Source organism: Pseudomonas sp. HY13-MNA-CIBAN-0226 (assembly GCF_040310305.1).
Taxonomy (GTDB): domain Bacteria; phylum Pseudomonadota; class Gammaproteobacteria; order Pseudomonadales; family Pseudomonadaceae; genus Aquipseudomonas; species Aquipseudomonas gregormendelii.
The window spans coordinates 1-253 of the sequence record NZ_JBEOPS010000438.1; the positions used below are offsets into that span (position 1 = coordinate 1).

Annotated in this window: 1 pseudogene; it reads left to right on the top strand. The window is 57.3% G+C overall.

The annotated features are described in order from the left end of the window. Window positions 1-253: pseudogene (locus AAEZ05_RS29425) on the top strand (MFS transporter); the annotation flags it as partial.

The window sequence follows — 253 nt, forward strand, 5'->3', positions numbered from 1 at the left end:
GTATTACCTGGCCTGCGGTTATCTGCCGACCTTGCTCAACGTGGTCGCCAAAGTGCCCCATACGCAAACTTCGCAGATGCTCATGTACGGGTCGGTGGCAACCATTGTCGGAGCACTGGCCTTCGGTTACCTGAGTGACCTGATCGGTCGCAAGAAGACCTTCATGCTACTGGGTGTGATTAACCTGGTGAGCTTGCCGATGATGTTCCTCGGTGTCGCCGAGCCGGGTTCGCTGACCCGCACTGCGCTGTAT